Genomic DNA, 22,361 nt, shown 5'->3' with positions numbered 1-22,361 from the left:
GGTCGCCCTGACCGTTCGGAGAACCGTCGCAATCGCGCCCGCTCGCAATGCCTCCGTCCCGACATCGTGCACGTACGCACTCATGGAATTGCCTGAGCTGGTAAGACTCTTGTGATCACGAGAGGAGGTGGCAGACTGTGACTCGACGTCAACTGACAAGGAGCGGCCAGAGTGGACAGCCCGACCGTGCTCCGGCGTAGGCTCGGCTCCGAGTTTCGCCGCCTGCGCGAGCAGACCGGGCTCCAGGCGAAGGCCGTCGCCGACACCCTCGGATTCAGCGCGGCAAAGGTCTCCCGAATAGAGTCGGGCCAGACCACCCTGAAGGAGTCGGACGTCCGCGCACTGCTCGAACTGTACGGAGTCAGCGACGAGTTCGAGCGGCGGCAGTTCATCTCACTGACCCGCCGCAGCACCCAACGGGGTTGGTGGCACGACTACGGGGACGCCCTCCCCGACTGGTTCCAGACCTATGTCGGGCTGGAGGCCGACGCCGCGCTCATCCGCGCCTACGAGGCCGAGTTGGTCCCCGGGATCTTCCAGACCGCCGACTACGCGCGGGCCACGTTCCGCAGCTCGCTTTCGGGGCACCGGGCGGACACCGAACCCCTCGTCGCCCGACGGGCCGGGCTGCGCATGCAGCGGCAGGAGATCTTCACCCGCCCGACCCCGCCCTCGGTACGGGCGGTCCTCAACGAGGCCGTGCTGCGCCGAGCGGTCGGCGGGCCCGAGGTGATGCGCGGGCAGCTGGCCCATCTCGTCGAACTCGCCCAGAGACCGACGGTCGTGATCCAGGTCCTGCCGTTCGCCGCCGGGGCCCATCCGGCGATGAGCATGGCCTTCCACATTCTCTCCTTCTCTGATGTTCCGGGCCAGATCGTCTACGCCGAAGCTCTGACGAGCAGCCTGTACATCGAGAAGGAGTCGGATATCGCCCGTCATGAGTTTGTCTTCGACCAGCTTGCGGAATCTGCGCTGAGTCCCGAGGATTCGCTGTCCTGGATGAGCGAACTAGCAGCAGAGGGGTACCGAGATGACAGCTGACCTGACGTGGCGCAAGAGCAGCTTCAGCGGCGGCGAGGGCGGGAACTGCGTCGAGGTCGCCGACGGTGTTCCCGGCGCCGTGCCGGTCCGGGACAGCAAGGACCCGCACGGCCCCGCCCTCGCCTTCACCACCGACGCCTGGCGGTCCTTCCTCACCGCGCTCCACACCGGTGAACTCCCCCACCACCGCTGACACTCGGCGCGGGCAGGGGCCCGGCCGGCCAGGCGGGTGCGGACACCCGCTGTGATCTACTGCCGCTCATGCCGCTGCTGATGCTGGATCTCGACAACACCCTGATCGACCGCGACACCGCCTTCCTGGCCTCCGTCCGGACGTTCCTCGCCGAGCACCGTCTGCCCGCCGCGGACCTCGGCTGGATCGCGGAACTCGACGCGAGCGGGTACACGCCGAACGACCGGATGGCCGCCGCCATCGCCGACCGGTACGGGAGTTCGGCGCCCGCGGGCGCCGTCGACGCCCTGCTCGACAACGGCGGCGCCGATCTCGTGGCGCTGGCCGAGTCCACCCGCCTGGCCCTGACCCGGGCGCGGGCCGACGGCTGGACGTGCGTCATCGTCACCAACGGCGCCACCGTGCAACAGGAGACGAAGATCCGGCGCACCGGGCTCGACCGGATCGTCGAGGGCTGGGTGGTCTCCGAGGCCGTCGGCCACAAGAAGCCCGGGCCGGAGATCTTCCGCGCCGCGGCCGAGGCGGTCGGGCACCCCCTCGCCGGCGCCTGGATGGTCGGCGACTCGGCGCACGCCGACATCGCGGGCGCGCACGCGCTCGGTCTGCGCAGCGTCTGGGTGTCGGCCGGCCGGCCGTGGGCTCAGGACGCGTACCGGCCCACCCTGGTCGCCGAGGACGTCGCCACCGCGATCGGCCACGCCGTCGGCGGCGCGGCCGCCGCTCCGTGACGGCCCGGAAAGCTTTACCTCCTGCTGGGGAACGCCGCCTCCCGCCGACCCCCCGAACGCCCGCCCGACGGCCCCCGGAGGCCCCGCCGCCGGGCGGACGCACCGGGGCCGAAGGGGTGGGGCCGGGGGCAGTCCGACAGGGCGCGGACGCCACCCCCGCGGGCTTCCGGCCCACCCCCGGCCGACTCGTCAAATAGCCTCTGACCAGCGACTTTCCCCCCTGTGACGACTAGAATTCAGGGGAGCGCGGACGGCTTGGCGTCCGCCCGCGGAGAGGACTCGATTGCACCGCGACATCCGCACCACCGAAGACGTCCTGCGCATGCTGGACCGGCTCTTCCTCCCCGACGCCGACCGGTGGACGGAGGACGCCGCCGACTGGTGGGACCAGTTCTACGCGGACCGTTCCGCGCAGCGCCCCTTCTTCGTCCCCAAGCCCGACGAGAACCTGGTCTCCTACCTGGACCGCGGCCTGCTCACCCCCGGCCGCGCCCTCGACCTCGGCGCCGGCCCCGGACGCAACGCCATCCACCTCGCCTCGCGCGGCTTCGAGGTGGACGCCGTCGACCTCTCCCCCACCGCCGTCGCCTGGGCCGAGGAGCGGGCCCGCGAGGCCGCCGTCGACGTCCGCTTCCACCGCGGCACCATCTTCGACGTCGAACTCCCGCCCGGGCAGTACGACGTGGTGTACGACTCCGGCTGCCTGCACCACCTCCCGCCGCATCGGCGGATCAGCTACCTCGCCCTCCTGGACCGCGTGTTGAAGCCCGGCGGCCACCTCGTCGTGAACGCCTTCGCGGCCGGTGCCATGGGCTCCGAGCTCCCCGACGAGGAGCTCTACCGCAACGGCCGGCTCGACGGCGGCCTCGCCTACACGCCCGACGAACTTCGGTACCTGTTCTCGGAGTTCACCGAGATCGAGATCCGCCCGATGGAGCCCCAGGGCCCGGACTCACCGCTCTTCGGCATCCCGGTGCTGCTGAGCGCACTGTTCCGACGCCCGGCCCGGTAGGCGGGCCGATACCCCGCCCTACACCCAAGTGGCCTGTCGCCGACCCCCGTTGGCGACAGGCCACGTCGGCCTACCGCCTCGACGCCGGGGCCGGGGCAGCACGCTCCGCCGAGGCGGTCAGGAGCCCCAGGGGGCCCCCGAGCCACTGCGGACCCAGGGGCGTTCGTCGGTGGACGGCGGTCACAGGGGCCCTCCCGTCTCCGTGGCGGACCACGGCACGTCCCACATCGAGAGGTCCCCGACCTGCTCCCCGAGGGGATCGCCGAGGGCGTCGGCACCGGTGGACAGCCTGGCGTAGAGCGCGTCCCAGTCATCGAGCACGTCGGTCCCCTCCTCCCCCCGCCGGTCCAGCGGCCGCTTCCCCCGCAGCGGCGCGAAGTCCTGCATGTGTGCTTCCCTTCCCAGATATCGCTACCGGCTACCGGCACCTGCGTGCTCGCGCATTCCCGCACGCGAGCACGCAGGTGCCGGTCTTCGAGGCTCTGGCCCCGACTTGGGTCCGCGGGCCGGCCGGCGGGCCGGGCCGCGGACCCTGGACGCGGGTCAGCGGGCGAGCGAGCCGGCAGGTCAACTCTCCCTGCGGGGCAGCGGGATCGGTGCGCCGCGGGCCTTCTCGTCCGCCCGCCTCAACTCGCGCGAGACGGTGGACGCGGAGATCCGGAGCGCCTCGGCGATCTCCGCCCCCGTCCACAGCCAGATGTGGCGCAGTTCCCAGATCCTGGCCCGCCGGTCGTCGCCGATCTCCTTCCGGACGATCAGCAACAGCTCCTCGAACTCCAGGCGCGCACCGGGGTTGGCGGCGTCCGGGTCGGGCTCCCGGGCCGCCGCGTGCCGGCTCCCCTCGGGGACCACCGCGACCGGTTCCTCGCGGCGAACGGCGGCCGACCGCCAGTGGTCGATGGCCATCCGCCGTGCCACGGTGGTGGCGTAGGCGATCACCGGCTTGTGGAACACCGTCCCCTTGCGCACCTCGTTGATGACGACCATGCAGGTCCTTGCCGCGATGTTCTCGGCGACCTGTTCGTCGGGTGTGATCTCGCGGAGACTGGTCACCAGACGCGGCTGGAGCTCGCGGACCAGTTCCTTGAGCCGCGCCTCGCTCATCGGCGCCGACGAGGACGAGCCGGTCGCGCCCGTCCCTTCCGACTTCGCCATGGGCGTCCTTCCGTTGGACTTCGCGAGGGTGATCCAACGCCACCCCTCACCCCCATGACGGGGCCGGGCCGCGATTTCTTGCACCTGCAAGGCGAGCCGACCCGACCACGTCGAAGGAGCATGGACGACTCCACACTCCTGCCCCTGTCCCTGTCCCTGTCCCCGCACCGGCCGCACGCCGTCCTCCTCGGCGAGGACCTGGTCGGCTGGCGCACCGCGCTGGTGGCCGCACTGGTGGCCGCCGTACTCCTCGAACTCGCCACCGCGGCGGTCCGCAACGCCCTGCGGCGGCTGCCCGGCGCCCTCCTGACCGTGCTGGTCCGCCCGCAGCTGCCCGGCGCGGCCTGGCTCCGCCTGCGGCCCGACTGGGAGGGCGAGTTGGCGAGGAGGATGGCTCCCGGGCCGGACCGTCGGCGGCGCCTCCCGGGCGCCCTCCGGTTCGTGCTCGCGCTCGCGTTCGGCGGCGCCGGCCGGCAGGCCCTCGCGCTCGGCCTGGCGCCGCGCCGGGACCGCCGCCCCCGCCGGTAGCCCGGGGCGGCCACGGCGGTCCGGTCGGTCCCGCGCACCCGGCAACGGGACCGACCGGCACGGGACCGACCGGACCTACCGCCCGTCCGCCGTGACCGCGGCCTCGTACGCGAGGAGGGTGTCCACGAACATCCGTCGCTGCTCCGGGGTCAGGGGGGTCAGCGCCGTGCGCCAGGCGGCCGCCCCCGGGGCGAGCCAGCCGGCGATGGCGGGCTGCTGGTCCGGGGCGATGGCGATGATCCGGCGGCGGCGGTCGGCCTCGTCCTCACGCCGTTCCAGGATCCCCTGGCGGTTCAGCTCGCCGACCATCAGGCTCACCGTGGTGGGCGCGACCTCCAGGCGGCCGGCCAGCTCGTTGACGGTCATCGGGCCGTCGAAGAGCAGGTAGGAGAGCAGCGACAGGTGCCGGGGCGCGAGGTCGAAGGACCGCAGTGCCTCGGGCAGCGGAATCCTCTTCACCCGGCCGACCATCCGCGGCATGAGCAGCAGCAGTGCCCGGACCGCGTCGTCGACCCCCCGCTCGTCGCCGTCCGCGCCCGCCTTCGGCGTTGACATCGCGCACCCCTCTCCCTATATCTTTGCTATCAAAGATGCTTTACGTGCAAAGCGAATGCACGTCCATGGTACGAACCGATCCGAACGGAGCTCCACCATGCCGCACTACAGCCTGCACATCCGCGAGGAAGCCCTCGACGGGACCATCGAACCCCGGCTGATCGGCGCCCTCACCGACGCCGTCGCCGCCGTCTTCGGCGAGGGCATCCGGCCGCTCGTCGGCGTGGAGCTGATCGGCGTCCCGCAGAACCGCCGGGGCAGCGGCGGCGTGGTGACCGACCAGGACGCCCCGGAGGTCACCTTCAGCATGCGCGAGGCCGCCTTCCACCTGGAGGCCGTCCCGGACGCGCCCGCCCGCCTCATCGCCGCCACCTACGACGCCCTCGCCGGCGTCCTCGGCGAGGAGAGCCGCCGGCAGACCGTCGTCACCGTCGTGGGCGTACCCCGGGGTCGCTCCGGCGTGGCCGGCGAGGTGGCCTGACCGAGGGACCCGGGCGGGCCCGAGCGAGGCGGCCCGAACAGCGGGGCGCGGCGGCCGGGACCTCCGACCGCCGCGCCCCTGCGCCGCCCGCGCCGCTACGCCACGAAGGCGAGCGGCATCACGCGCCCGCCGTCGGTCAGCAGCGTCGCCACCGCGCTCACCGCGCCGGTGGCGAGGTCGACCTTCAGGACCAGCACCCGGCTCCCCTGGTTCTCCGTGCCGTGCTGGATCGTGGTGTACGCCGCGTTGCCGGCACGGTCCACCACGAACGCCTCCTCCTGGACGGCGGCCCCCCACAGCTGCTCGGGGATGGTGGCGAGCGGCTTGAGCGCGATGCGCGGGTGGGCCGGGTCGGCGGTGTCCACCGTGGCGAGCGCGAGTTCCCGCCCGTCGGCGCTGAGGACCTGACGGTCACCCACCAGCGCCTTGGGGCTGAGCGATCCGCCGCTCACCTCCGCGACCGGGTTGGCGGCGAGCGTGGCCACCGGGCCGACGCGGACGCTCCGCTGCTCGTCCGCGGCGACGGTCAGCGAGCCGTCGGCGCTGGCCACCGCCCGCTTCGCCACCTGCGCGGAGACCACCCGGCCGCCGAGGAAGGCGAGCGCCTCGGGGGCCCGTACGCCGATCCCCTCCACCGGGTGCTCACCGGTGCCGTCCGGCCGGACGGCCCGCAGGCGCCCGTCGGCCACCGGACCGCTCGACTCGGACCAGTGCACGACCTCGCCGCTGACCGGGTCGACGACCGGGGCGCTCTGGCGGACGCCCGCGCCGGCGGCCGGCAGACCGGAGATGTCCTTGAGGTCGGTGGGGCCGCCCTGGCCGAGCACGGAGACGTGCGGCTCGCCGGGGTGGGCCCCGTCCTGCGCGGTGCCGACCATGCCGGCGAAGCCGGCGGTGAAGCCGGCCGGGGCCGCACAGCCGAGGAAGTCGGTCGGCGGCTTGGCGAGCCCGTTGTCGACGGCGAAGCTGCGCAGCTTCGCCGCCGCGCCGTCCGCGCCGACGGCGACCAGGACGCAGCGCTCGTCCGGCGTCCCCGTGTGCGTGCTCACCGAGAGCACCAGCCCCTTGGCCTCGGCGGCGGAGGGCAGCGCGTCGAGGAGCACCTTCTCCGGGAACCGCACTGCGGTCGTCGGCGACCCGGTGGCCGCCGTGGCACTGGCCGTGGGCTCCCCGGTACCCCCGCCACCGCTCTGGCACGCCGTCAACGCCAGTAGCGGCGCGGCGGCCGCCGCCAGGACAGCCCTGCGCAAGGGCGTCATGCCCCCCACCTCCACCCGTTCGGTTCCGGGCCCAGGGTAGCCGGACCCGAAACCGGGGCACGCGGCGGCAGCCGCGCTCGGCCCAGCGGGTGGTCGGGGGCCGGGGCCGCCGCGATGCGCTTGCTGACGGCGTCGGAGTCGCTGCCCTCGGGGGCGTCGCACTCCCTGCTCGTGGTGACGGCGATGGCGATCCGGTCGGCCGGCAGGTGGGCCTGGACGGCGGCGCAGCCGGCGAAGGACGGGTTCTGTGCCACCCAGCCGTTCACGCCACTGCGCGGGGTACCCCGTCCGGGCGCCGGACGGGCCGTGGCCCACCCGCCGGCCGGCCCCGGTCGCCGATGGCCTACGGTGGGCGCCGAAGGGGTGAGGCATGACTGATGATCAGATGATGAACTCGGCTTCGGCGCAGGCTCATTCACTGCTGCGCACCGCCGGAACACCGTTCGCCGACCGGGTCGGCGAACTGGTCCGGGCCTGGGAGGCCGACGGCCGCGACCCGGGCCTGCTGGTGACCGGCAGACCGTTCTTCGCCCTGTACTGCTGGCACCTGCAGACCTCCCGCGGCAGCCGGGAGCACGATGCGGCCACCACGGCGTACGTGGCGAGCGCCCACCGGGCGATCGGCGGCGCGGCCGGCTGGAACGCCGTGCTGAGCGAGCGGGCGCACTGCTCCTGCCACGGCGAGCGCTGGCGGCTGGAGAACCTCTCGATCTGCCTAGGCTGCTTGGACTACGTCTGCTACCAGCTCGACGGGCCCTGCTGCGCCGGCGCGCCGATCGTCGGCTGAACCAGGGAGCCGGCTGAACCAGGGAGCCGGCCGGTCCCGGGGCGTCCCGGGGCCGGCGGCCGAGGGCCCGACGGGCGCCCGACCGGCCGTCAGCCGCCCAGCAACCCGGCCAGCAGCGCCGCCGGGCCCTCCGGCAGGCTGCCGTGCACCAGTTCCGTCCGGTGGACCAGCCGCGGCTCCCGGACCGGAACGGCGACCACGCCCGGCGCACCCGCCGCCACCGCCGCGGGCAGCACCGCCGGCCCGTGCCCGGCCGCGACCAGCGCGAGCAGCCCCCGCACATCGGTGCCCAGGTAGCGGACGGCGGGCCGGAAGCCGTCGACGCCGGTGGCGGCACGCAGCCGGTCGGCGGTGGGCGCGAGGTCGGGGGCCTCCAGCCAGCGGGCGGCGGAGAGGTCGGCCAGCGCCAGGCCCCGGTGGCCGGCCAGCGGGTGGCCGGCGGGGAGTGCGACGGCCACCGGCTGCTCGTCCACCGCCACCGTGCTCAGCGGGCCGACGTCCGGCAGCGGCAGCGGGTCGCTGGGGGCGGCGAGACCGTCGATCAGGGCGAGGTCCACCTCGCCCGTGGCGATCAGTGCGGGCAGTGCCTGCTGCGCCACCACCCGGACCACGAGGTCGACCCGGGGGTGGGCCCGGCGCACGTCTCCCAGCGCGCGCCCGAGCGCCGCGCCGACTGCCAGCGGGGTGGCGCCGACCGCCAGACGGGCGCTGGGGGCGCCGGCCAGGCGGGCGACGTCGGCGCGCGCCGCGTCCAGCCGGACGAGCAGCGGCCCGGCGTGCTCCAGCAGCCGCGCGCCGGCCTCGGTCGGGCCGACCGGGCGGCGCAGCAGCAGGCCGGTGCCGAGGTCCGCCTCCAGGGCCGCGATCTGCTGCGAGACCGCGGACTGGGTGTAGCCGAGGTCGCGGGCCGCTTCGGAGAAGGATCCGAGGCGGACCACGGTGACGAAGGTGCGCAGCTGCTGCGGATCCACGAGTATCAGATCCTCTGATCGAAGGGTCAGAAATCATCGTTGGCGCTGATGCCCAACGCGGGGTCAGGATAGCCGCATGACCTACCCGACCCCGCGCGTCGCCCTCGTCGGCGACCGTTCCCCCGCCGTCCGCTCGCACGCCCGCATCCCCGGTCTGCTCGACGCCCTCGCCACCCGCGACCAGCTCGTGCTGGACGCCTACTGGATCCCCACCGAGGACGCCGGGGCACCCGGCGCCCTCGACGGCTTCGACGCGATCTGGCTGCTCCCGGGCAGCCCGTACCGCAGCGAGGCGGGCGCCGTGGCCGCCGTCCGCACCGCCCGCGAGCGCGGCATCCCGTTCCTCGGCACCTGCGCCGGTTTCCAGCACGCGGTGCTGGAGTACGCCCGCGACGTCTGCGGGATCGGCGGCGCCGCGCACGGCGAGAGCCACCCGGCGGAGGACGACCTGGTGATCGTGCCGCTCAGCTGCTCGCTGGTCGGGCACGAGGGCGCGGTGGAGATCGCCCCCGGGTCGCTCGCCGAGCGCGTCCTCGGGACGACCCGCACGCTGGAGCGGTACCACTGCGCGTACGGGCTGAACGCCGCCTACCTGGACCGACTGCGCGAGCACGGGCTGCGGTTCAGCGGCGTGGACGACGAGGGAGATCTCCGGGTGCTCGAACTCCCCGGCCACCCGTTCTTCCTCGCCACGCTGTTCCAGCCGGAGCTGGCCGGCGACGGCACCCTCGCCCACCCCGTCCTCCGCGCCCTCGCCACGGCCGCGGTCGAGCACGCGAACGCCCGGGACACCACCACCGAAGGAGCACGCGCATGACCACCGATATCGCCGGGGTGAGGATCCCCGACAGCAGCCTCGCCGCCGAGGCCACCGAGCTGGTCCGGGACACCTCCACCGAGCTGCTCTACCACCACTCGCGCAGGGTCTACCTCTTCGGCGCCCTCCAGGGGCAGCGCCGCGGCCTCGCCTTCGACGCCGAACTGCTCTACCTGGCCGCGATGTTCCACGACCTCGGCCTCGCCCCCGAACACCGGACCTCCGGGCGGCGGTTCGAGATCGACGGCGCCGAGGCCGCCGCCGCGTTCCTCCGCGCCCACCGGGTACCGGAGCAGCGGATCCGCCTGGTCTGGCAGGCCGTCGCCCTGCACACGACGCCCGGCATCCCGGAGTACCTGGAGCCGGAGATCGCCCTCACCACGGCCGGCGTGGAGCTGGACGTGCTCGGCATCGGCTACCACGACGTCACCGACGCGGCCCGGGACGCGGTGGCCGCCGCCCACCCCCGGCCGGGCTTCAAGCGCGCCATCCTGCGCGCCTTCCACGAGGGCATCGCGCCCAAGCCGGAGAGCGCCTTCGGCAACGTCAAGGCGGACGTCCTGGCCAGGTTCGAGCCGGGGTTCGAGCGGACCGACTTCGTCGACGTGATCGAGAACTCCGCCTGGCCGGAGTGACCGCCGCCCGACTCACATCGGGAGCGAGCGCAGCCGCACCGGCCCTTCGGGCCAGGCGGCGCCCTCGTGCAGCGGCGCCCACATCGTCCGCAGCGGCATGACCACCACCCGCCCCTCGGGCTGCTCCACGTGCACGTCCCCGGCCACCTCCCGGAAGCCGAGCCGCCGGTAGAGCGCGACCAGCGGCGGGCGGCAGAACAGCAGCGCGTACCGCGGGCCGAGCGTGCGCGCGTGGTCCAGGGCCGCGCCGACCACCGTACGCGCCAGGCCGCGGCCCCGGGTCTCGGCGGAGACGGCCACCCCGCCGACGCCCATCACGTCCAGGTCGACGCCGCCCACGGTGAGCGGCAACCGCAGGAGGCCGGTGTGGGCGACCAGTCGACCGCTCGCCCCACGGACACCGAAGTGGACGTCCTTGGGCAACCAGCTCAGACCGGCGTACGCGACGCCGAAGGGGTCGTCGCCGACACCGAGGATCTCCTCGACGTCGGCCCTGGTGTAGTCGGCGAGGCGCACCACGGCCGACGGTTCGGATGCTGTCTGATCAGTCATCCGCCCATGATCGCCGCTGCACCGGGGCTCTGGCCAGGTCAGCCCTGACGGGACTTCAGCTCGTCCCAGACCTCGTCGACCCGGGGGGCCAGCGCCTCCAGCGGGCCGCTGTTGTCGATCACGAGGCCCGCGACGGCCAGCCGGTCGGCCCGGGTGGCCTGCGCGGCCATCCGGGCCCGGGCCTCCTGCTCGGTCATCCCGCGCAGCCGGACCAGCCGGTCGATCCGCACCTCGTCCTCGGCGTCGACCACCAGCACCAGGTCGTACAGCGGGGCGAGACCGTTCTCGGCCAGCAGCGGGACGTCGTGCACCACCACCGCGTCCGGGGCCGCGGCCGCCTCCAGCTCGGCGGAGCGGGCCCGGACCAGCGGGTGGACGATCCCGTTCAGCGCCCGCAGCCGCTCGGGGTCGGCGAAGACCACGGCACCGAGCGCGGGCCGGTCCAGCGAACCGTCCGGCCGCAGCACGCCCTCGCCGAACTCGGCCACCACGGCCCTGAGGCCGTCCGTACCGGGCGCGACCACCTCGCGGGCGATCACGTCCGAGTCCACGATCACGGCGCCGTGGGCGGCGAGCAGCCGCGACACCTCGCTCTTGCCCGCGCCGATGCCGCCCGTCAGTCCGATCTTCAGCATGGCGTCAGGCTACCGGCGCGGCCAGGTCGCGGTCAGCCCCGCCCGGCCCCGACCGGGCTCAGTCCAGGTCGAGGCTCTCGCCCTCCCCCAGGGTCCGCAGCTCGGCGCCCGTCCCGGGGCCACCGGGGCCGACCAGGCGGGTGTGGACCGCCAGGCCCGCCGGGCTGAGCACCGCGTCGTGGATCGGCAGCGCCCGGCGCGGGCCCGCCTCCCGGACGTAGTCGATCAGCTCGGACACCTTGGCCCACGGCCCGGCGATCGGCAGCAGCAGCGTCTCCACCACGTGCGGCGGCACGGTGAGCGCGTCGCCGGGGTGGAAGAGCCGGCCGTCGAAGAGGAAGCCGATGTTCTTCACCCGCGGGATGTCCGGGTGGATCACCGCGTGCCACTCGCCGTGCACGGAGACATCGATCCCGCCGATCTCGAAGGCGTCGCCCTCCCCGACCACCGCGACCCGCTGCGCGACGCCGTCCAGTTGTGCGGCGACCGCGCTGTTGGCCCAGACCCGCAGCGCCGGGTCGGCCGCCAGCGCGGCGCGCAGCCGGGCCTCCTCGAAGTGGTCGACGTGCTCGTGGGTGATCAGCACCGCGTCCGCGCCGGTGAAGGCGGCGGGGTCGGTGAACATCCCGGGGTCGACGACGACGGTGGTGTCGCCGTGCTCCAGACGAACGCAGGCATGTCCGAACTTGGTGATTCGCATGGGGAAACAATACAGCAAGCCTGTGCAGTTCAGCTGTACATCATGGCGATAGGCTTCTCCCATGAGCAGCGACACCCACAGCACCGGCGACACCGACCCCGTCCCGCACCCGGAGACCCTCGAACTCGCCGCCGACCTCCGCGCCGCCGTCGGCGACCTGGTCCGCGCGATCCGTCCCGGCGACACCCTCCCGCAGAACCAGGCCGGCGTCCTCGGCCTGCTGATCCGTGACGGGCGCGCCCTCACCGTCAGCGAACTGGCCACCCGCCAGCGCGTCCGCCACCAGTCGATGGCCCGCACCGTCGCCCTGCTCACCGCGGCCGGCCTGGTCACCCAGGAACCGCACGCCACGGACGGCCGCAAACTCCTGATCGCCCCCACCGAGACCGGCCGCGCCGCCCTGACCGAGCAACGAGCCCGCCGCGAGGCCCGGATCGCCGCCGCCATCGAGGCCCGCCTCACCCCCGAGGAGCAGGAGACCCTCCGCCGCGGCGTAGCCCTGCTGCGCCGCCTGCCCTGACGGCACGAACCGGCCGGGGCGCCGGCCGCGCGCGACAACTCCCCAGGTCCGGGCCGATTCTGACGCCCTGCTAGGGTCCCAACCCGTGACGGACAGGGCGCAGAAACAGTACGAGGCCATGCGCGGCCACTTCCACCGGACCGCCGAGCAGCGCGGATTCACACTCGACCCCGCGCAGCAGCCGCCCGTCGAGCGGCTCAGCCGGCTCGCGGGCGAGCTGGCCCACCCGGCCTGGCGACTGCGGCGGCCGCCGCGCCACCTCTACCTCTGGGGTCCGGTCGGCCGCGGCAAGAGCTGGCTGGTGGACACCTTCCTCGACGGCCTGCCCACCCCCCGCAAACGGCGGCTGCACTTCCACGACTTCTTCCGCCGGCTGCACGAGGGCGTCGCGCAGGAGTCGCCCGCCCACCGGGAGGGCTCGGCGGTCGACCGGGCCGTCGACGAGCTGCTCGGCGACTGCCGGCTCCTCGTCTTCGACGAGTTCCACGCCCACGACGCGGGTGACGCCATGCTGGTCGCCCGGCTCTTCACCACCCTGCTGAACCGCCGGATCACCCTGGTCACCACCTCCAACTACGCGCCCGCCGGGCTGATGCCCAACCCGCTCTACCACCACCTCTTCGAGCCGACGATCAGGCTGATCGAGGAGCGGATGGACGTCCTGGACGTCTCCGGGGCGGTGGACTTCCGGCGGCAGCCGCGATCGGAGGACGCGCGACAGCGCTTCACCCTGGGGGCCCGGCTGGCCGCCGGAACGGAGGAGGCCGCCGGCCTCACCCCGCCCCGGCCCGAGGAGGCCGGCCCGGTGGCGGCGCACCACCGCGAGCTGCCGGCCCGGGCGGTCCGCGACGCCCTGGTCTGGTTCGGCTTCGACGAGCTGTGCGAGGGCCGCACCGCCGTACCGGACTACCTGGTGCTGGCCGAGCGCTTCCCCACCCTCGTCCTGGACGGGGTGCCGCCGCTGGCCGACGCCTCCCCCGACGCCCGGCAGCGCTTCGCCAACCTGGTCGACGTCTGCTGCGACCGCGACACCCGCCTGGTGCTGATCGGTGCCGACCCGCTGGCCGGGCTGCCCGCCGACTCCGGTCTGCTGCGCGACCTCGACCGCACCGCCAGCCGGCTCGCCCTGCTCCGGCAGCCCGGCTGAGCCGGACCGGCGGGCACCGACCCGGCCGGTCACCGCGGTCGTGGCCGCCGGGCCGGCCGGGGCCTCAGCCGCTCGCGCCCGCCCGGGCGCCCGCCAGGTCGTGCACCGGTGCCCGCGGCACCGGCAGCACGGCCGGCTCGATGGTCGGCAGTTCGACGTGCTCGCTCAGGCCGAACCTCCGGTGCAGCCGGCGCAGCGGGGCCGGGGCCCACCAGTTGAACTCGCCGAAGAGGCTCATCGCGGCGGGGACGAGCAGACAGCGGACCAGGGTGGCGTCCACCGCCACGGCGACGGCCAGCGCGATGCCCATCTGCTTGACCATCAACATGTCCCCGAGCGCGAACCCGGCGAAGACGATCACCATCAGCAGGGCCGCCGAGGTGATGATCTTCCCGCTTCGCTGGACGCCCAGTTCGACGGCCCGGGTACAGCTGTGCCCCTTGTCCCGCAGCTCCTTGATCCGGGCGAGCAGGAACACCTCGTAGTCCATCGACAGGCCGAACGCGAAGGCGAAGACCAGGACCGGTATGAACGTCTCCAGCCCGCCGGTGGGGCTGAAGCCGAGCAGTCCGCTGAACCAGCCGTCCTGGAAGACCAGGGTGAGCGCGCCCAGCGAGGCGCCCAGGGAGAGCAGGTTCATCAGCAGGGCCTTGACCGGCATCACCACCGAGCCGGTCATCAGGAAGAGCAGCACCAGCGTGCCGAGCGCCACCAGGCCGAGCGCGATCGGCCCCCGGGTGAGCAGTTCGTGCTGGAAGTCGACCACCGAGGCGGCCCCGCCGGTCACGTAGGTGGTGAGCCCGCCCCGGTCGGCGCGCAGCTCCTTGACCACCTGCTTGGCCTCGCCGCCCTGGGGGTCGCCGTGCACCAGCACGTCGATGGTGGAGAGCTTGTCGCCGACCGGCGTCACCGCCCGGACGCCGTCGACACCCGGCAGCTTGGCGACCACGTCGTCCGCGTACGCCTGGGCCATTGGCGCGCCGCCCTCGACGACCACGGTGATCGGCGCCTGCGAGGCCTGCGGGAAGCGCTGGTCGACGGTCTCGGCCACCTGCCGGCCGGCCGAGGAGGCGGGCAGCACGGCGGCGCCGGAGGTGCGCATGTCGGCGTGCAGGAACGGCGCCCCGGCGGCCATCAGCAGCGCGGTGCAGGCGAGCGCGACGGGGACGGCCCGCTTGCGCACCCGGCGGACGGTGCGGCTGAAGAAGCCCTCGTCGGGAACGGGCGCGGCGGGCGCCTTGATCCGGCTCCCGGCGAAGCCGAGCAGCGCGGGGATCAGGGTCAGCGCGGCGGCGACGGCGATCACCACCACGCTCACCCCGGCGGCGGCGACCGCGCCGAGCACCGGGCTGGTGAAGACGAAGAGGCCGGAGAGCGCCACCGCGACGGTCAGCCCGGAGAAGGCGACGGTCCGGCCGGCGGTGGCGGCGGTCCGTTCGACGGCGGCGGCGATGCCCGCTCCGTGGCCGCGTTCCTCGCGGAAACGATTCACCATGAGCAGCGCGTAGTCGATCGAGAGGCCGAGCCCCAGCACGGTGGCGATCGGCAGCACGCTGGTGTCGATGTCCATGATCTTGCTGAACCCGAACATGGCCAGCAGCGCCCCGCCCACCGAGGCGACCGCGCCGATCACCGGCAGGCTGGCGGCGGCCAGACCGCCGAAGACCAGCACCATGACGACCAGGGTGAGCGGCAGGGTGACGATCTCGCCGAACCGGGTGTCCTTCTCGGTCTGCTTCTTGACCTCCTGCTCCAGCACGAGGTCGCCGCCGACGGTGACGTGCGCCCCGTCGGCCTGGATCCCGGCGAGGCGCTGGGTGACGGCGTCGGTCTGCGCACCGGTGCTGTCGTCGGCCATCCGGACCGAGACCAGGCCGGCGTTGCCGTCGGCCGAACGCAGCGCGGCCCCCGCCGGGCCGGGACCGTAGGCGTCGGTGACCGAGGAGACCCCGGGCAGTGCGGCGATCTCGGCGGTCGCGCGGGTGACGGCGTCCCGGACGCCCCGGTCGTCGACGGGCCTGCCGTCGACCACCGCGGTGACGGTGCCCCGGGCCGGATCGGCCGCGGTGACCACCGCGCCGCCGCGGTCGGCCTCGGAACTGGCCGAGGAGGCACCGGCCACGGATCCCTCGAAGACCCGGCCTCCGATCAGGACCCCGACCACCAGGACGACCGCCCAGAGACCGAGAACCCAGCGCCGGTGCCGGAAGCAGAACCGGCCGAGGGCGGCGAGGCGCCCGTCGACCCTTCGGCCGGCGGAGGTGGGGGCGGGGGGTGTCACTGCGGTGCTACGGCGCATGTGCGGGGGGTGCCTAGCGTGTGGGGCCGGGGTGAGCGACCCGTCGGGCAACTCATCCCAAGGTAGGGCCTTGGTCCTGAATCACCCATAGCCACCCGATGAGCCCCTTATCACAAAAATCCGTCAGATAAGGAACATATAAGTGAATGCCCAAAACAATGAGCCCCACCCGGAATTCCGGGTGGGGCTCATCGATCAAGCGGCTATGCGCAGGGCACTAGCAAGGGGCGAGAGCTCAGCTCTGGCCGCCCGCCAGCTTCTCGCGCAGGGCAGCCAGGGCCTCGTCCGAAGCGAGAGCGCCGGAGCCCTCGTCGCTGCTGGAGGAGTACGAGCCACCGGCGGCGGCGGCAACCGCGTCGCCACCCTCGGCAGCGGCCTCGGCGTCGGCCTCACGGCTCTTGATGACCTGGGCCTGGTGCGACTCGAAGCGCGACTGCGCCTCGGCGTACTGGGCCTCCCACGCCTCGCGCTGCTTCTCGAAGCCCTCGAGCCAGTCGTTGGCCTCGGGGTCGAAGCCCTCGGGGTAGATGTAGTTGCCCGCGTCGTCGTACGAAGCGGCCATGCCGTACAGGGTCGGGTCGAACTCGACCTCGGCCGGGTTGGCACCGAGGGCCTCGTTGGCCTGCTTCAGCGAGAGGCTGATGCGACGACGCTCGAGGTCGATGTCGATGACCTTGACGAAGATCTCGTCGCCGACCTGGACGACCTGCTCCGGGATCTCCACGTGGCGCTCGGCCAGCTCGGAGATGTGGACCAGACCCTCGATCCCCTCGTCCACGCGGACGAACGCACCGAACGGAACCAGCTTGGTGACCTTACCCGGAACGACCTGGCCGATCTGGTGGGTACGGGCGAACTGCTGCCACGGGTCCTCCTGGGTCGCCTTCAGCGACAGGGAGACGCGCTCGCGGTCCATGTCAACGTCGAGAACCTCGACGGTGACCTCCTGGCCGACCTCGACAACCTCGGACGGGTGGTCGATGTGCTTCCAGGACAGCTCGGAGACGTGAACCAGACCGTCGACGCCGCCGAGGTCCACGAACGCACCGAAGTTGACGATCGAGGAAACGACGCCGGAGCGCACCTGACCCTTCTGCAGGGTGGTGAGGAAGGTCTGGCGGACCTCGCTCTGGGTCTGCTCCAGCCAGGCACGGCGGGACAGGACCACGTTGTTGCGGTTCTTGTCCAGCTCGATGATCTTGGCCTCGAGCTCCTTGCCCACGTAGGGCTGGAGGTCGCGAACACGACGCATCTCGACCAGCGAGGCCGGGAGGAAGCCGCGGAGGCCGATGTCGAGGATGAGACCACCCTTGACGACCTCGATGACGGTACCGGTGACGATCCCGTCCTCTTCCTTGATCTTCTCGATCGTGCCCCAGGCACGCTCGTACTGAGCGCGCTTCTTGGACAGGATCAGACGACCCTCCTTGTCCTCCTTCTGGAGAACCAGGGCCTCGATCTCGTCGCCGACCTTGACGACCTCGTGCGGGTCGACGTCGTGCTTGATCGAGAGCTCACGGGACGGGATGACACCCTCGGTCTTGTAACCGATGTCGAGGAGCACCTCGTCACGGTCGACCTTCACGATGATGCCCTCGACGATGTCGCCATCGTTGAAGTACTTGATGGTCTCGTCGATAGCCGCGAGGAACGCCTCAGCGTCGCCGATGTCGTTGACCGCGACCTGCGGGGTGGTGCTGGTGGAGGAGTCGGTGGGGCTCGTCATTAGGAAAAGGGCTCCGGTACGGACAGGAAGTCGTAGGTAATGCCACGCGGAGGGCCCGTATCGCTCCCACCGAAAGCCGGACAGCCAAGAACACGGCGCACCGGAAATTCCCGCACAGCGAGAAAACCGGTGTCCGTCTTGCGACCGTGGGGTCTTCGACAGATGCGAGCGCGACCTGCTCCGTCCGAGGCGCGCAGGCCCGCAGCGCAACTTGTAGCATACGGGGACGGCCAGGCACGGTCAACGCCAAGGGCGTCAAGACGGTGGAGGCCGGTATGGATCAGGCCATATCCTCCGATTGCGCACCTCATGGTGGCGGCCGCAGGAAGCCTTTCCCCGGATGCCACCGCCTGGATCCGGGCCCTGACGGGCCGGGTCGCGGCAGCGGCGCTTCCGCAGACCACACCCTACGCGATGGGCTCTATCACCGTGGCCACCACCCCCCTGCCCGACCCGCATGATCTTGACGACGACGGCGACGACGCGCTAAGGCGCGAGGCCGAGGCCGACGAGAGCAGCCGGGCCAGCCGGCACTGGTGGGACCGCAACGCCGACGAGTACCAGGACGAGCACGGCGCGTTCCTCGGCGACGACCGCTTCACCTGGTGCCCGGAGGGCCTGGACGAGGCGGACGCCCGGCTGCTCGGTGAGGTCGCCGGCCGCAGCGTCCTGGAGATCGGCGCCGGTGCCGCCCAGTGCTCGCGCTGGCTGGCCGCGCGGGGCGCCCGGCCGGTCGCCCTGGACATCTCCCACCGCCAGCTCCAGCACTCCCGCCGGATCGACCTGTCCCGCGGCGGCGCGCCCGTCGCGGTGGTCCAGGCCGACGCGGCGGTGCTGCCGTTCGCCGACGGCTCCTTCGACCTGGCCTGCTCGGCGTACGGGGCGGTGCCGTTCAGCGCCGACACCGCCGCACTGATGCGCGAGGTGCACCGGGTGCTGCGGCCCGGCGGGCGCTGGGTGTTCTCGGTGACCCACCCGATCCGCTGGGCGTTCCCCGACGAGCCCGGCGTCGAGGGGCTGACCGCCACCTCCTCGTACTTCGACCGCACCCCCTACGTCGAGCAGGACGAGCAGGGCCGGGCCACCTACGTCGAGCACCACCGCACCGTCGGGGACCGGGTGCGCGAGCTGGTCGGCGCCGGGTTCCGGCTGCTGGACCTGGTCGAGCCGCAGTGGCCGGCCGGGCTCGACCAGGAGTGGGGCGGCTGGTCGCCGCTGCGCGGGCGGCTGATCCCGGGCACGGCGATCTTCGTCTCCGAACGGGGCTGAGCCGGGAGAGCGGGGCTGAGCCGGGGGCGGGCCGCTGCGCCGTCGCACCCGGCCCCCGGACGGCGCCACCGTGATCGGGGAGACTGTGCGGGTGAACCCCGCCTGGCGCGAACTGCCCGTCCGTACCGCCCTGCCGGCCCTGCACCACGCGCTCGACGAGCGCGGGGTCGCCGTGCTGGCCGCCCCGCCCGGCACCGGCAAGACCACGCTGGTGCCGCTGGCCCTGGCCGGGCTGCTCACCGAGGACGGCGCCCGCCCGGTCCGCCGGGTGCTGGTCGCCGAACCGCGCCGGCTGGCCGTGCGGGCGGCGGCCCGGCGGATGGCCTGGCTGCTCGGCTCGACGGTGGGGGTCGAGGTCGGCCACACCGTGCGCGGCGAGCGCCGGGTCGGGCCGAGGACGGTGGTCGAGGTGGTGACCACCGGCGTGCTGCTCCAGCGCCTCCAGCGCGACCAGGAACTGTCCGGCGTCGACGTGGTGGTGCTGGACGAGTGCCACGAACGGCACCTGGACGCCGACACCGCGCTCGCCTTCCTGCTGGACGTCCGGGCGGCGCTGCGGCCCGAACTGCGGATCGTCTGCGCCTCGGCGACCTCCGACACGGCGGCCTGGGCGGAGCTGCTCGGCGACGGCGGGGGCCCGGCGCCCGTCGTCGAGGCGCACGGCGTCTCGCACCCGGTCGAGGTGGTCTGGGCGCCGCCGCCCCGGGCCGTCCGCCCGGCGCACGGCACCCGGGTCGACCCGGCACTGCTGGAGCACGTCGCCGCCACCGTCCGGCGGGCGCTGACCGAGCGCCAGGGCGACGTGCTCTGCTTCCTGCCCGGCGTCGGCGAGATCGCCCGGGTCGCCGGGCTGCTCGCGGACGCCCCGGCGCAGGTGCTGCAACTGCACGGCCGGGCCCCGCAGCCGGTGCAGGACGCGGCGCTCTCGGCGGGCGACGGCCGCCGGGTGGTGCTGGCCACCGCCGTCGCCGAGTCCTCGCTGACCGTGCCGGGGGTGCGCGTCGTGGTCGACACCGGCCTGGCCCGCGAGCCGCGCACCGACCACGCGCGCGGCCTGGCCGGCCTGGTGACCGTCCGGGCCTCGCTGGCCGCCGCCCGGCAGCGGGCCGGGCGGGCCGGGCGCGAGGCACCGGGCGCCGTCTACCGCTGCTGGGCGGAGGCCGAGGACGCCCTCGCCGCCCGCTTCCCGACCCCCGAGATCGCACTCGCCGACCTGACGCCGTTCGCCCTGCAGGCCTCCTGCTGGGGCGACCCGGACGCCACCGGCCTGGCGCTGCCCGACCGGCCGCCGGCCGGGGCGATGGCCGCCGCCCGGCAGACCCTGCGGGCGCTCGGCGCGGTGGACGCCGACGGCCGGGCCACCGCGCGCGGCGTCCGGCTGGCCCGGACGGGGCTCCACCCGCGGCTCGCCCGGGCCCTGGTGGACGGCGCCCCGGCGGTCGGCTCGCGGCGCGCCGCCGAGGTGGTGGCCCTGCTGTCGGAGGAGCCGCCGCGCGCGCTCGGGGACGACCTGGGCGCCGTGCTGCGGACCGTCCGGGACGGCCGCGACCCCTACCCGGGCCGCTGGCGCGAGGAGGTCCGGCGGCTGCTGCGCGGGGTGGACGAGGCCCCGGCCACGCCGCTGCCGGACACGACGGCGGTCGGCCTGGTGGTGGCGCTGGCCTTCCCCGAGCGGATCGCCCGGGCCCGGGTGGAGAAGCCCGAACCGGGGGCCCGCAGCCCGTATCTGATGGCCTCGGGGACGGCGGCCGAACTGGCCCCCGGCACCGCACTGGGCGCGGTGCCCTGGCTGGCCGTCGCGGTGGCGGACCGCCCGGCCGGGTCACCGTCCGCGCGGGTGCTGCACGCGGCCGCGCTGAACGAGGAGACCGCCCGGCTGGCGGGCGCCCCACTCCTCACCAAGCGCGCCGAAGTCCACTGGGACACCCGGCGAGGCGAGGTCGTCGCCCGGCAGGTGGAATCCCTCGGCGCCATCGAACTCGCCGAGAAGCCGCTCGACCGCCCCGACCCGTCCCTCGTCCGCGCCGCCATCCTCGAAGGCCTCACCCGCGAGGGCGTCAGCACCCTCCTGGCCTTCCCGTCCGACCTTCGCGAACGCCTCGCCTTCCTCCGCACGGCGATCGGCGACCCCTGGCCCGATGTCAGCGACGAGGCCCTCCTCGAACGCGCCGAGGAGTGGCTGGAACCCGAACTCTCCCGCGCCCGCCGCCGCGCCGACCTCGCCCGGATCGACACCACGTCCGCCCTGCAACGCCTGCTCCCCTGGGCGAGCGGGCAGGCCGGCCGCCTCGACGAGCTGGCCCCCGAACGCATCACCGTGCCGTCCGGCTCGCGGATCCGGGTCGACTACAGCACCGAACGCCCGGTACTGGCCGTCAAGTTGCAGGAACTCTTCGGCTGGAAAGCCGCTCCGGCGCTGGCCGGCGGACGAGTACCGCTCACCGTCCAGTTGCTCTCCCCCGCCGGCCGCCCCGCCGCCATCACCGGCGACCTGGAGGGTTTCTGGCACAACGGCTACCACGCCGTCCGCGCGGATCTGAGGGGTCGCTACCCCCGCCACCCCTGGCCCGAGGACCCGACCACGGCAGAGCCCACCAAGCGCACCAACGCCAGGAAGTGACCCTCGGGTGTCGGCGGAAGCATCGGCGACAATGTCCAGGTGTTCTACGAAGATCTCAGCGAGTACGACTACCAGGTCAACGACTCGTTCACGGACGAGGAATCGGGCGTCCTCGCGCTCCGGTACCGGCCGGTGTACACCCGCTTGAACGTGGGATGGCTGGAAGCCGGCAGGACGTACTCGACCGGGCCGGTTCCCACGCACTTCGTGGAGAAGCTGAAAGCCGTCCAGGGGGTCCAGTGGATGAACGTCTGCCTCGGCTTGCACGACTGCGGCCTGTGCCCTGAGGAAGTGGCTCCCGAAGGGAACGGGGAAGTGCGGATCCCGGGGGAACCCGGCATCGCCTACGCCGCTCCGTTCCTGATCACGCACTACATCACCGTTCACGGCTATCGGCCGCCTCAGGTCTTCATCGACGCCGTCCTCGCCGTCGATCTCGACACACGGGCTGCCGCACGGTGGCCCGACGTCCCCTTCCCATGGGTTCCCGACGAAGTGGAACGCCTGCTGGAGTGAGGCGGGCGAACCTCGTTGATCGGAGCCTGGCAGGCAACCAGGACGCCCACCGGAAGAAGGCCACGACACGTGACCACCCCGGTGCTCAGGCCGTGGGGGGGGGGGGGGCCCCCCCCCCCCCCCGCCCCCCCCCCCCCCCCCCCGGGGGGGGGCCCCCCCCCCGGGGGGGGGGCGGCCCGGGTGCCCCCCGGGCGGAGAAACAACAGAAACAGCGG

25 protein-coding genes are annotated in these 22,361 nt (G+C 73.7%); 14 read left to right on the top strand and 11 right to left on the bottom strand.

Annotated features, from left to right (window positions below; genetic code table 11):
• The first annotated feature begins 171 nt into the window (after positions 1–171).
• The 4 genes from ACFVYI_RS30185 (at position 172) to ACFVYI_RS30170 (ending at position 2,974) form a co-directional block, all read left to right on the top strand.
• Positions 172–1,041, top strand: coding sequence for a helix-turn-helix domain-containing protein (locus ACFVYI_RS30185; protein ID WP_387891482.1), 870 nt, complete (start codon positions 172–174; stop codon positions 1,039–1,041).
• On the top strand, positions 1,031–1,234 hold the full coding sequence (locus ACFVYI_RS30180; protein ID WP_387891481.1) for a DUF397 domain-containing protein: 204 nt from the start codon (positions 1,031–1,033) through the stop codon (positions 1,232–1,234). Before ACFVYI_RS30185 ends, ACFVYI_RS30180 begins: the two co-directional genes overlap by 11 nt.
• A gap of 68 nt (positions 1,235–1,302) precedes the next feature.
• Positions 1,303–1,962 (top strand): HAD family hydrolase, encoded by a 660-nt coding sequence (locus tag ACFVYI_RS30175; RefSeq protein WP_387891479.1) that lies wholly within the window; start codon positions 1,303–1,305, stop codon positions 1,960–1,962.
• A gap of 283 nt (positions 1,963–2,245) precedes the next feature.
• Positions 2,246–2,974: a class I SAM-dependent methyltransferase gene (locus ACFVYI_RS30170; RefSeq protein ID WP_387891477.1), complete on the top strand. Its 729-nt coding sequence runs from the start codon at positions 2,246–2,248 to the stop codon at positions 2,972–2,974.
• Positions 2,975–3,154: 180 nt separating this feature from the next.
• Here ACFVYI_RS30170 and ACFVYI_RS30165 read toward each other — a convergent pair whose 3' ends face one another.
• The gene (locus ACFVYI_RS30165; RefSeq protein ID WP_387891475.1) at positions 3,155–3,361 is read right to left on the bottom strand and encodes a hypothetical protein; all 207 of its coding nucleotides are present in this window, start codon (positions 3,359–3,361) and stop codon (positions 3,155–3,157) included.
• 180 nt (positions 3,362–3,541) lie between these two features.
• Positions 3,542–4,129 carry an RNA polymerase sigma factor gene (locus ACFVYI_RS30160; RefSeq protein WP_387891473.1) on the bottom strand — a complete coding sequence of 196 codons (588 nt, stop codon included), beginning with the start codon at positions 4,127–4,129 and terminating at the stop codon, positions 3,542–3,544.
• Positions 4,130–4,249: 120 nt separating this feature from the next.
• On the opposite strand from ACFVYI_RS30160, the gene ACFVYI_RS30155 reads away from it, so the two are divergent.
• Positions 4,250–4,657 (top strand): hypothetical protein, encoded by a 408-nt coding sequence (locus tag ACFVYI_RS30155; RefSeq protein WP_387891471.1) that lies wholly within the window; start codon positions 4,250–4,252, stop codon positions 4,655–4,657.
• 75 nt (positions 4,658–4,732) lie between these two features.
• Here ACFVYI_RS30155 and ACFVYI_RS30150 read toward each other — a convergent pair whose 3' ends face one another.
• Positions 4,733–5,212: a MarR family transcriptional regulator gene (locus ACFVYI_RS30150; RefSeq protein WP_387891469.1), complete on the bottom strand. Its 480-nt coding sequence runs from the start codon at positions 5,210–5,212 to the stop codon at positions 4,733–4,735.
• 97 nt (positions 5,213–5,309) lie between these two features.
• On the opposite strand from ACFVYI_RS30150, the gene ACFVYI_RS30145 reads away from it, so the two are divergent.
• The gene (locus ACFVYI_RS30145) at positions 5,310–5,693 is read left to right on the top strand and encodes a hypothetical protein (RefSeq protein WP_387891468.1); all 384 of its coding nucleotides are present in this window, start codon (positions 5,310–5,312) and stop codon (positions 5,691–5,693) included.
• Between the two features lie 95 nt (positions 5,694–5,788).
• On the opposite strand, the gene ACFVYI_RS30140 is transcribed toward ACFVYI_RS30145, so the two are convergent.
• Together ACFVYI_RS30140 and ACFVYI_RS30135 are read right to left on the bottom strand one after the other, a co-directional pair.
• Entirely contained in the window at positions 5,789–6,952 is a 1,164-nt protein-coding gene (locus ACFVYI_RS30140; RefSeq protein WP_387891466.1) for a hypothetical protein, read from the bottom strand.
• The gene (locus ACFVYI_RS30135) at positions 6,949–7,206 is read right to left on the bottom strand and encodes a hypothetical protein (protein WP_387891464.1); all 258 of its coding nucleotides are present in this window, start codon (positions 7,204–7,206) and stop codon (positions 6,949–6,951) included. Before ACFVYI_RS30135 ends, ACFVYI_RS30140 begins: the two co-directional genes overlap by 4 nt.
• A 116-nt stretch (positions 7,207–7,322) precedes the next feature.
• On the opposite strand from ACFVYI_RS30135, the gene ACFVYI_RS30130 reads away from it, so the two are divergent.
• Complete coding sequence (locus tag ACFVYI_RS30130) at positions 7,323–7,739, top strand: hypothetical protein (protein WP_387891463.1); 417 nt, start codon at positions 7,323–7,325, stop codon at positions 7,737–7,739.
• Between the two features lie 89 nt (positions 7,740–7,828).
• Here ACFVYI_RS30130 and ACFVYI_RS30125 read toward each other — a convergent pair whose 3' ends face one another.
• Positions 7,829–8,710: a LysR family transcriptional regulator gene (locus tag ACFVYI_RS30125; protein WP_387891461.1), complete on the bottom strand. Its 882-nt coding sequence runs from the start codon at positions 8,708–8,710 to the stop codon at positions 7,829–7,831.
• Between the two features lie 76 nt (positions 8,711–8,786).
• On the opposite strand from ACFVYI_RS30125, the gene ACFVYI_RS30120 reads away from it, so the two are divergent.
• Together ACFVYI_RS30120 and ACFVYI_RS30115 are read left to right on the top strand one after the other, a co-directional pair.
• A complete protein-coding gene (locus ACFVYI_RS30120) occupies positions 8,787–9,527 on the top strand; it encodes a hypothetical protein (RefSeq protein ID WP_387891460.1) in 741 nt (246 codons plus the stop codon).
• The gene (locus tag ACFVYI_RS30115; protein ID WP_387891458.1) at positions 9,524–10,162 is read left to right on the top strand and encodes an HD domain-containing protein; all 639 of its coding nucleotides are present in this window, start codon (positions 9,524–9,526) and stop codon (positions 10,160–10,162) included. The genes ACFVYI_RS30120 and ACFVYI_RS30115 overlap by 4 nt, the downstream gene beginning before the upstream one ends.
• Before the next feature lie 12 nt (positions 10,163–10,174).
• Here the strand turns inward: ACFVYI_RS30115 and ACFVYI_RS30110 are convergent, their stop codons facing one another.
• Genes ACFVYI_RS30110 through ACFVYI_RS30100 form a run of 3 tightly spaced genes read right to left on the bottom strand, consistent with a single transcriptional unit; the run spans position 10,175 to position 12,049 of the window.
• Positions 10,175–10,714 carry a GNAT family N-acetyltransferase gene (locus ACFVYI_RS30110; RefSeq protein WP_387891456.1) on the bottom strand — a complete coding sequence of 180 codons (540 nt, stop codon included), beginning with the start codon at positions 10,712–10,714 and terminating at the stop codon, positions 10,175–10,177.
• A 38-nt stretch (positions 10,715–10,752) separates the two neighbouring features.
• Complete coding sequence (coaE, locus tag ACFVYI_RS30105; RefSeq protein WP_387891454.1) at positions 10,753–11,349, bottom strand: dephospho-CoA kinase; 597 nt, start codon at positions 11,347–11,349, stop codon at positions 10,753–10,755.
• A 58-nt stretch (positions 11,350–11,407) separates the two neighbouring features.
• Positions 11,408–12,049 carry an MBL fold metallo-hydrolase gene (locus tag ACFVYI_RS30100; protein ID WP_387891452.1) on the bottom strand — a complete coding sequence of 214 codons (642 nt, stop codon included), beginning with the start codon at positions 12,047–12,049 and terminating at the stop codon, positions 11,408–11,410.
• Between the two features lie 61 nt (positions 12,050–12,110).
• Between ACFVYI_RS30100 and ACFVYI_RS30095 the strand changes: the two genes are divergently transcribed.
• Positions 12,111–12,569 (top strand): MarR family winged helix-turn-helix transcriptional regulator, encoded by a 459-nt coding sequence (locus ACFVYI_RS30095; protein WP_387891451.1) that lies wholly within the window; start codon positions 12,111–12,113, stop codon positions 12,567–12,569.
• Positions 12,570–12,654: 85 nt separating this feature from the next.
• Positions 12,655–13,716, top strand: a complete 1,062-nt coding sequence (gene zapE, locus ACFVYI_RS30090) for a cell division protein ZapE (protein WP_387891449.1) — start codon at positions 12,655–12,657, stop codon at positions 13,714–13,716.
• Positions 13,717–13,780: 64 nt separating this feature from the next.
• Here zapE and ACFVYI_RS30085 read toward each other — a convergent pair whose 3' ends face one another.
• Together ACFVYI_RS30085 and rpsA are read right to left on the bottom strand one after the other, a co-directional pair.
• A complete protein-coding gene (locus tag ACFVYI_RS30085; RefSeq protein ID WP_387891447.1) occupies positions 13,781–16,015 on the bottom strand; it encodes an MMPL family transporter in 2,235 nt (744 codons plus the stop codon).
• Between the two features lie 235 nt (positions 16,016–16,250).
• Positions 16,251–17,741, bottom strand: a complete 1,491-nt coding sequence (rpsA, locus tag ACFVYI_RS30080) for a 30S ribosomal protein S1 (protein ID WP_387891445.1) — start codon at positions 17,739–17,741, stop codon at positions 16,251–16,253.
• Between the two features lie 414 nt (positions 17,742–18,155).
• Between rpsA and ACFVYI_RS30075 the strand changes: the two genes are divergently transcribed.
• The 3 genes from ACFVYI_RS30075 (at position 18,156) to ACFVYI_RS30065 (ending at position 22,146) form a co-directional block, all read left to right on the top strand.
• Positions 18,156–19,010, top strand: a complete 855-nt coding sequence (locus ACFVYI_RS30075) for a class I SAM-dependent methyltransferase (RefSeq protein ID WP_387891443.1) — start codon at positions 18,156–18,158, stop codon at positions 19,008–19,010.
• A 91-nt stretch (positions 19,011–19,101) separates the two neighbouring features.
• Positions 19,102–21,630, top strand: a complete 2,529-nt coding sequence (hrpB, locus tag ACFVYI_RS30070; protein WP_387891442.1) for an ATP-dependent helicase HrpB — start codon at positions 19,102–19,104, stop codon at positions 21,628–21,630.
• A gap of 39 nt (positions 21,631–21,669) precedes the next feature.
• Entirely contained in the window at positions 21,670–22,146 is a 477-nt protein-coding gene (locus tag ACFVYI_RS30065) for a hypothetical protein (protein ID WP_387891441.1), read from the top strand.
• Positions 22,147–22,361: the final 215 nt, after the last annotated feature.

It is taken from the genome of Kitasatospora sp. NPDC058218, assembly GCF_042882445.1.
GTDB lineage: Bacteria > Actinomycetota > Actinomycetes > Streptomycetales > Streptomycetaceae > Kitasatospora.
The sequence above is the reverse complement of the archived record's forward strand: the minus strand, read 5'-3'. Positions and strand labels throughout refer to the sequence as shown.

Excerpts from the sequence above, each read along its gene's own strand:
- ACFVYI_RS30180 (WP_387891481.1), top strand. The coding sequence starts at position 1,031 with ATGACAGCTGACCTGACGTGGCGCAAGAGCAGCTTCAGCGGCGGCGAG.
- ACFVYI_RS30175 (WP_387891479.1), top strand. The coding sequence starts at position 1,303 with ATGCCGCTGCTGATGCTGGATCTCGACAACACCCTGATCGACCGCGAC.
- ACFVYI_RS30165 (WP_387891475.1), bottom strand. The coding sequence starts at position 3,361 with ATGCAGGACTTCGCGCCGCTGCGGGGGAAGCGGCCGCTGGACCGGCGG.
- ACFVYI_RS30160 (WP_387891473.1), bottom strand. The coding sequence starts at position 4,129 with ATGGCGAAGTCGGAAGGGACGGGCGCGACCGGCTCGTCCTCGTCGGCG.
- ACFVYI_RS30155 (WP_387891471.1), top strand. The coding sequence starts at position 4,250 with ATGGACGACTCCACACTCCTGCCCCTGTCCCTGTCCCTGTCCCCGCAC.
- ACFVYI_RS30150 (WP_387891469.1), bottom strand. The coding sequence starts at position 5,212 with ATGTCAACGCCGAAGGCGGGCGCGGACGGCGACGAGCGGGGGGTCGAC.
- ACFVYI_RS30145 (WP_387891468.1), top strand. The coding sequence starts at position 5,310 with ATGCCGCACTACAGCCTGCACATCCGCGAGGAAGCCCTCGACGGGACC.
- ACFVYI_RS30140 (WP_387891466.1), bottom strand. The coding sequence starts at position 6,952 with ATGACGCCCTTGCGCAGGGCTGTCCTGGCGGCGGCCGCCGCGCCGCTA.
- ACFVYI_RS30130 (WP_387891463.1), top strand. The coding sequence starts at position 7,323 with ATGACTGATGATCAGATGATGAACTCGGCTTCGGCGCAGGCTCATTCA.
- ACFVYI_RS30120 (WP_387891460.1), top strand. The coding sequence starts at position 8,787 with ATGACCTACCCGACCCCGCGCGTCGCCCTCGTCGGCGACCGTTCCCCC.
- ACFVYI_RS30115 (WP_387891458.1), top strand. The coding sequence starts at position 9,524 with ATGACCACCGATATCGCCGGGGTGAGGATCCCCGACAGCAGCCTCGCC.
- ACFVYI_RS30110 (WP_387891456.1), bottom strand. The coding sequence starts at position 10,714 with ATGACTGATCAGACAGCATCCGAACCGTCGGCCGTGGTGCGCCTCGCC.
- coaE (WP_387891454.1), bottom strand. The coding sequence starts at position 11,349 with ATGCTGAAGATCGGACTGACGGGCGGCATCGGCGCGGGCAAGAGCGAG.
- ACFVYI_RS30100 (WP_387891452.1), bottom strand. The coding sequence starts at position 12,049 with ATGCGAATCACCAAGTTCGGACATGCCTGCGTTCGTCTGGAGCACGGC.
- ACFVYI_RS30095 (WP_387891451.1), top strand. The coding sequence starts at position 12,111 with ATGAGCAGCGACACCCACAGCACCGGCGACACCGACCCCGTCCCGCAC.
- ACFVYI_RS30085 (WP_387891447.1), bottom strand. The coding sequence starts at position 16,015 with ATGCGCCGTAGCACCGCAGTGACACCCCCCGCCCCCACCTCCGCCGGC.
- rpsA (WP_387891445.1), bottom strand. The coding sequence starts at position 17,741 with ATGACGAGCCCCACCGACTCCTCCACCAGCACCACCCCGCAGGTCGCG.
- ACFVYI_RS30075 (WP_387891443.1), top strand. The coding sequence starts at position 18,156 with ATGGGCTCTATCACCGTGGCCACCACCCCCCTGCCCGACCCGCATGAT.